The sequence below is a fragment of the Streptomyces sp. NPDC001020 genome, assembly GCF_053599115.1.
Window position 1 is genome coordinate 1 of the sequence record NZ_JBSFLQ010000085.1, and the last position, 6,117, is coordinate 6,117.

A 6,117-nucleotide genomic window follows, 5' to 3' on the forward strand; every position below is an offset into this window, starting at 1 on the left:
TCCAGCTCCATCTCCTCGACCTCCTCGGCCTGGAACCCACACATCCCCGCTGGCCAGAAACCTGAACGAGCTACCCGCGAAGTACGAAGCTAGGCCCGAGCGAGCTACCGCGACCACCGACCGGCTGCTTCAGAAGATCTCCGCAGCACAGGGCCTCGGCCCGCACGCCACGCCGCCGCGGGCGGCATCACCCAGGGGGACCACACCGTGACCACCGGCTCCAAGACGACGACCATCTTCCTCACCACCCTGTGCGGCCTGCTGTTGACCATCCTCGGCCTGATGCAGGAGTGGCCTGTGTTCGCCTGGCCGGTACTGGCCGTACTTCTCGTCGGAGTGCCCGCGATGGCCTTCAAGATCGCCGCAGTGCGGCGTGGACCCTTGCACGTCGACGTGGAGGAACAGCGCACCGATCCTCCGATCGAACGCAGGGAACTGCACGTCAGGCACGTGGCACTGCCCAGCAACTGGGACGACTACGACTTCCTTTTCTCGGCGACGGTGCGGTGGTACCCCCTCGAAGCGCCGGGTAACGAACCCGTCCTCAATCCAGCGGGCCTCGCGGTCGATGCGGTTCTGGATCGAGCCCGCCTGATCACCGAGCAGCGGGAGCCAGGCCGTCCCTCTCTGGTGCAGCACCAACTGAGCGGTGCGCTCAGCAGAATGCGCCCGGACTCGACCGGGCACCTTCAGGCCATGGCGGAGGACATCACGCTCGTCCTGCGCGAAAACGATCAGGAGCGGCTGAACCAGCTCGCCGAAGTACGCAAGGACAAGGCGGTGTGGGAACACCAGCGGAAGTACGAGCAGAGCAAGCGTCAGTACCTGAGCGATGACGTACTGAAGGACACCGGCAGCGCTGTCGTCTGGTGGCTCGCCAAGAACGACGACCACGTCGAGAAAACGGTGGCGGACCTCGGTCTGCTCGCCCAACTCACCTCTGCAGCCAACGACACCGACGTACCGGAACGGCTGCGTGATCTCATGCCCCGGCCACACGGCGAAGGGCCCGCTCCGGACCCGTTGCAGGAACCGGCTCCTCCCGTCGAACAAGAGCCGATGCCCGCGGACCACTTTGAGGCCTTTCTCAACAGCATGGGTTTGACGGACGGAGACGACCGGCGGCCGATGATGGCCAAACAGTTCGCCGACCTCCTGCGGACCCAGGACCAGCACGAGACCGCTGAGGACCTGCTGCGCAGGCTCCACCCGCCGACGAGTTTCGCGCCGGACGCCGACGAGCCACCGGCTTCCGCGCCCGGGGCGACCGATGAGACGCCCGCATCACCGTTCGAGGGGACCACCGATGGACAGTGAGCTGGCAGCTCTCGCAGCATCAGGAGCGACCACCTTGGTCTCGCTCATGGTCACCGACTCCTGGACACACGCTCGCGAACTCGTCGGACGATTCTTCTCGCGCACCGGTTCGGACAGCACCGCGATCGCCGACTTGGACACCGCCCGGACCCGGCTGCTCGCCGCCGAGGCCGCGGGCGACGCGCAATCGAGGAGTCAGTGGCATGCCCACCTGCGACAGCTTCTTCAGACAGACTCCGCGACCGGAACGGACCTGCGCGACCTGCTTGCATCTCTCCAGGACATCGTGAACGCGGAGTCACGGCGGAGCACCGTGAACAACACCGTCAGTGGGGGAACGCAGCACGGTCCCATCATCCAGTCCGGCCATATCTCCCGTCTCACCCTCCACACGGACCCTCCCTCCGCCCCGGCGTAGGACCGAGCCCAGGGCCCGCCCCTGTCCGCGTGTCACACAGTCCTCCAGACGAGGAAGAGGTGAGAACGAACCGGAGCACACCCGTCCGTACCCACAGGTTCCCGGCCCTGAGGTTCGCCTTCAACGTGGCATAGGCGTCACAGGTCTTCTTGATCACGTGCTGGGCAGCCTGAGCACCCAGCCCCCATCGGGCCTTGATCTCACCGTAGGTGTGCTCACGCAGCGCGAAGTTCTTCCTCACACCTCTCTCGAAAGCCACGCCGCTGGCCCAGCCGGCCGCCTCGTTACAGGCGGTCAGGGTCGCCTCAAGCGCCGTCGCCTGCACGGGGCGTCGGCAGCAGCCTGACTTGCACCACCAGCTTCACGATCACCCAACGTACTCACACATACGACCCCCCACCGCACGTTCCCCCACCTCCACCGAACGAGTGAACCGTCACCGCGCGGCACATCCCCGGCTCCGCCGGAAGAGGCACCCGGCCGCTCCACTGCCGAGCACCCAACAGCGACACCGCAGCGCTCCGCGCCGCAACCATGAGGACGCGATTCCTCCCAGGGCTGAAGCCCTGGGCAAGCCCGGCTCGAAGCGGTACCGCAAGGCCATCGGGAAGCCGATCGCATTTCGGCCACAGAGCGCGCAGCCGTACGACGACCGGATGCTGTCCTGGCAGATCTCGCAAGGGCGAGTCCGATCTCGTGTGCCGGGACGGCATGTGGTTTTTGACGGCCACCTGCGAGGTGCCTGAGGCGCCGCTGAATACGGATCCGGTGGACTTCCTCGGGATCGACCTGGGCATCGTGAACATCGCCATCACGTCTGACGGCGAGATCATGGCCGGGCGGGAGCTGAACCGCATCCGGGTGCGTGAACGGAAGCTGCGTACCAAACTCCAGAAGAAGAACACCCCGTCCGCCAAGCGTCGGCTGAAGAAGCGGCGGCGCAAGGAGGCGCGGCGGGCGAAGGACATCAACCACAAGATCGCGAAGCATGTGGTGGCCGAGGCAGAACGCACCGGTCGCGGGGTCGCCCTGGAAGATCTGACGGGCATCCGTGAGCGGGTACGGCTTCGCAAGCCCCAACGGGCCACCCACTCCAGCTGGGCTTTCGCCCAGCTGGGGGCGTTCATCGCGTACAAGGCCCGCAGGGCGGGGGTACCGGTGGTGTACGTCGATCCGGCGTACACCTCGCGCACCTGCGCGGAGTGCGGGCACATCGACACAGCGAACCGGGTCTCCCAAGCCCTCTTCGTGTGCCGGTCCTGCGGCGTCGTTGCGCACGCGGACCGCAACGGCTCCCGCAACATCCGCGCCCGCGCGTGGGAGTTGTGGCGACGAGGGGCCCAGTCAACGGCCCCTGCCCCACCACCGCACCAGCGGGGCGGGGCTGAACGCAAACGCAGCACCACAGCCAGTGATGCCCGTTGTGCAAGCCCGGGACTTTCAGTCCCGGGTAGTTGACGCTGCTTCGGTGAGGAGATCGCCGCGGCGGTCGGCCAGATGGTTCGCTACCGCCTCCGCCCAGAAGCGGTAGCCGGTCGCCCCCGGATGGAAGCCGTCCCGGGCGAAGAACTCCGGGCGCATCGGCAGCAGAGCCTCGGCGCCGATCCAGGTCGCGCGCTGCCGCTCGGCACACACCCGCCGGGAGGCCTCGTCCAGCGCTGTCGCATGCTCGCCGAGGTAACGGGCCAGGAACCTCGGCAGGGACGGCACGGATTCGAACGTCGGGGTGCCGGCCACCACGACGTGCTTGGCGCGACCGGCCAAGTGATCGACGACCGGGCCGAGGTCGTCGCTCCACTCTTGCGGGCTGCGGCGCGTCAGGACGTCGTTCACACCCGCGAGGAGCACTGCGACGTCCAGATTCTCCCCGAGCCTGGGCATCAGTCGGTGGCGGATGCGCCGGACCGTGGCGCCGTACTCCCCGACCACCTCCCACTCGACGGGCCGACCGGTCCGGGTGGCGAGTTCGCCGGCCAGAACCGCCGGGAACCCCTCCGCCTGGGTATCGACCCCACAGCCGGCCGCGGTCGACTCGCCCAGCACGCCGATGCGCACCGGCACGCCGGACCCGTCGCCCGCGGTCCCCTCGATCGGGCCGGTGGCCGGTGGAATCCTCTCGGTCTTCGAGCGCACCCATATCCCCTGAGCGGCGACGACGGGCAACAGGAGGGGGTTCATATGGCCGTCCTCGTGGTAGGAGTTGCCGTGTTGGTGGGGGAGTTCACTCGGGGAGGTGCGTCTCTCGGCGGTGCGGACAGAACGCGACCCACGAATCCGGGTCCTTCGTCCGGATCCACGCCAGCGAAAATACCAAGTGCCATGGATCGCCCCTCGGTTAGCCTCGGCGCTATGACCTGGCTGCCAGATGACTTCGTCCACCCCGTCCACGTTCCTCTGCCCGATGGCGCCCATCACCTGCGGCCGATCAGGGAGGCCGACACCGCCCTGGACTATCCGGCGGTGATGGGCTCGCGCGAGCGCCTGTGGAACATCTTCGGCCCGGCCTGGGCCTGGCCCAAGGAGACGATGACGTTCGAGGAAGATCGGATCGACCTGCTGCGGCACGAGAAGGAGATAGCCGCTCACCAGTCCTTCAACTACGCCTTGCTCGACAGTGCGGAGACAGCGATTTTCGGCTGTGTCTACATCGACCCGCCGGAGCGGGTCGGAGCTGACGGCGAGATCTCGTGGTGGGTGGTGGACGAACTCGTCGGCAGTGGGGTGGAGCAGGCGCTGGACGCACTCGTGCCGCAGTGGATCACAGCCGACTGGCCCTTCCGGAGGCCGCGCTACCTGGGGCGTGATATCCCCTGGCAGGACTGGCTGGCACTGCCGTCCCATCAAGGTGAAAACTCCCACACGGCAGTTGACTGATCAGCCGTCAAAGTCCTACCCACGCGGCTGTTCAGTTAAGTAGTGCTGTCCCTCTCGGCATCAGTGATCTGGTATGACTTCCTCAGGTTCTACGGGAATCGGGGGGATCGATCATGGCGAACCATGCCGTGGAGAACGCGCCAACGGTCCTGATCGTCGGTGCCGGACCGGCCGGCCTGGTGCTCGGTAATCTCCTGCTGGCCGCGGGTGTCGACTGCCTGGTGGTGGAGCGGCAGAGCCGAGAGCACATCGAGCGGCGGGCGCGCGCGGGGTTCCTGGCCGCCAACACCGCACGCATCCTGACGGAGAACGGTCTCGCGGCCGGCTTGCTCGCCCGGGGGCAGAGCCACGACGCCTGCCTCTTCCGCACGGAATACGGCCAGTTCGAGCTCAGATACAGCACCCTCGGCCGCGGCGAGGTTCACAACGTGTACCCGCAGCAGCACCTGGTGACCGACCTCGTCGCGCAGTTCCTGGCGCGCGGGGGCGAGCTGTGGTTCGAGACCGAGGTGACCGCGGTGACCGGCCTGGACAGCGATCGGCCGGGGATCACCGCGCGGACCGCCGACGGCGCCGTCCTCCAGCGCAGCGGCCGGTACGTGGCCGGCTGTGACGGTCGACACGGTGTCAGTCGCCGTGCGCTGCCTGAAGGGGCGATTCGGTACTACCGGCGTGACCACGGGATTTCGTGGCTCGCGTTGCTGGCCGAGGCGCCGCCGAGCATGTCCGCCATCGGGTACGCCGTCCATGAACGCGGCTTCGCCGGCCACATGGCCCGCACCCCGTCCGTCACCCGCTACTACCTCCAGTGCCCCAGAGGAGAGGACCCGCAGGGCTGGACCGACTCCCGGATCTGGGAAGAGCTGAACCTGCGCATGCGGGTCGACCAGTACGGTGCGCTGCGCGAGGGTCCGATCCTGGAACGCGGCGTCATCGATATGGAGTCCGACGTCCTGGACCCGATCCGGTACGGACCGATGTTCCTGGTAGGAGACGCCGCCAGCCTGATCAGCCCCGCGGCGGCCAAAGGCGCCAACCTGGCGGTGATGGAGGCCGAGATCCTCGCCCGGGCACTGGTCGCCGCCGTCACGAGCAAGGACGAGGGCCTGCTCGACCGCTACTCGGCCGATTGCCTTCCCCGGATCTGGCGAGCACAGGAGTTCTCCCACTGGATGGTCAACCTGCTGAACGCGCCGATCGGGGACGACGACGAGGTGGTCTACCTCCGCGGCCTCCAGCACGCCCGCCTTGAGAGCCTGCGCACCTCCCGCGCACACCAGGACCACTTCGCCGAGAACTACGTCGGTGTCTGAACGTTCAGTGTGCCGTCCATCGATGTAGCGGCCCTTTGGGCATGTCCGCTGACTGCTAGGGCGTGTTTCGAAAGTCCCGTCGTCCGCCCGAAGGGCGGGTCCCGCGGCGTCTGGTGCGGTGCCTCGCAAGGCGGAGGGTCGCCCGCGTACTGGGCGTACGCGGGCGATCCCGACAACGCGGCGTGGGGGTCCCCC

The 6,117-nt window shown here is 67.6% G+C and carries 5 protein-coding genes and 2 pseudogenes; 5 read left to right on the top strand and 2 right to left on the bottom strand.

The window, feature by feature from the left end:
* Positions 1-207 precede the first annotated feature (207 nt).
* Both ACWDEX_RS36895 and ACWDEX_RS36900 read left to right on the top strand, forming a co-directional pair.
* Positions 208-1,317, top strand: coding sequence for a hypothetical protein (locus tag ACWDEX_RS36895; RefSeq protein WP_450469020.1), 1,110 nt, complete (start codon positions 208-210; stop codon positions 1,315-1,317).
* A complete protein-coding gene (locus ACWDEX_RS36900; RefSeq protein WP_450469022.1) occupies positions 1,307-1,735 on the top strand; it encodes a hypothetical protein in 429 nt (142 codons plus the stop codon). Before ACWDEX_RS36895 ends, ACWDEX_RS36900 begins: the two co-directional genes overlap by 11 nt.
* Positions 1,736-1,829: 94 nt before the next feature.
* Here ACWDEX_RS36900 and ACWDEX_RS36905 read toward each other — a convergent pair.
* Positions 1,830-2,100: pseudogene (locus ACWDEX_RS36905) on the bottom strand (RNA-guided endonuclease TnpB family protein); the annotation flags it as partial.
* Positions 2,101-2,289: 189 nt separating this feature from the next.
* Between ACWDEX_RS36905 and ACWDEX_RS36910 the strand changes: the two are divergent.
* Positions 2,290-3,193, top strand: a pseudogene (locus ACWDEX_RS36910) (RNA-guided endonuclease InsQ/TnpB family protein); the annotation flags it as partial.
* On the opposite strand, the gene ACWDEX_RS36915 reads toward ACWDEX_RS36910, so the two are convergent.
* A complete protein-coding gene (locus ACWDEX_RS36915; RefSeq protein ID WP_450469024.1) occupies positions 3,176-3,913 on the bottom strand; it encodes an SGNH/GDSL hydrolase family protein in 738 nt (245 codons plus the stop codon). The pseudogene ACWDEX_RS36910 and the gene ACWDEX_RS36915 sit on opposite strands and share 18 nt — an antisense overlap.
* A 171-nt stretch (positions 3,914-4,084) precedes the next feature.
* Between ACWDEX_RS36915 and ACWDEX_RS36920 the strand changes: the two genes are divergently transcribed.
* Both ACWDEX_RS36920 and ACWDEX_RS36925 read left to right on the top strand, forming a co-directional pair.
* On the top strand, positions 4,085-4,609 hold the full coding sequence (locus ACWDEX_RS36920; RefSeq protein WP_450469026.1) for an N-acetyltransferase: 525 nt from the start codon (positions 4,085-4,087) through the stop codon (positions 4,607-4,609).
* Between the two features lie 113 nt (positions 4,610-4,722).
* Positions 4,723-5,922, top strand: a complete 1,200-nt coding sequence (locus ACWDEX_RS36925) for a 4-hydroxybenzoate 3-monooxygenase (RefSeq protein ID WP_450469028.1) — start codon at positions 4,723-4,725, stop codon at positions 5,920-5,922.
* The last annotated feature ends 195 nt before the right edge of the window (positions 5,923-6,117 follow it).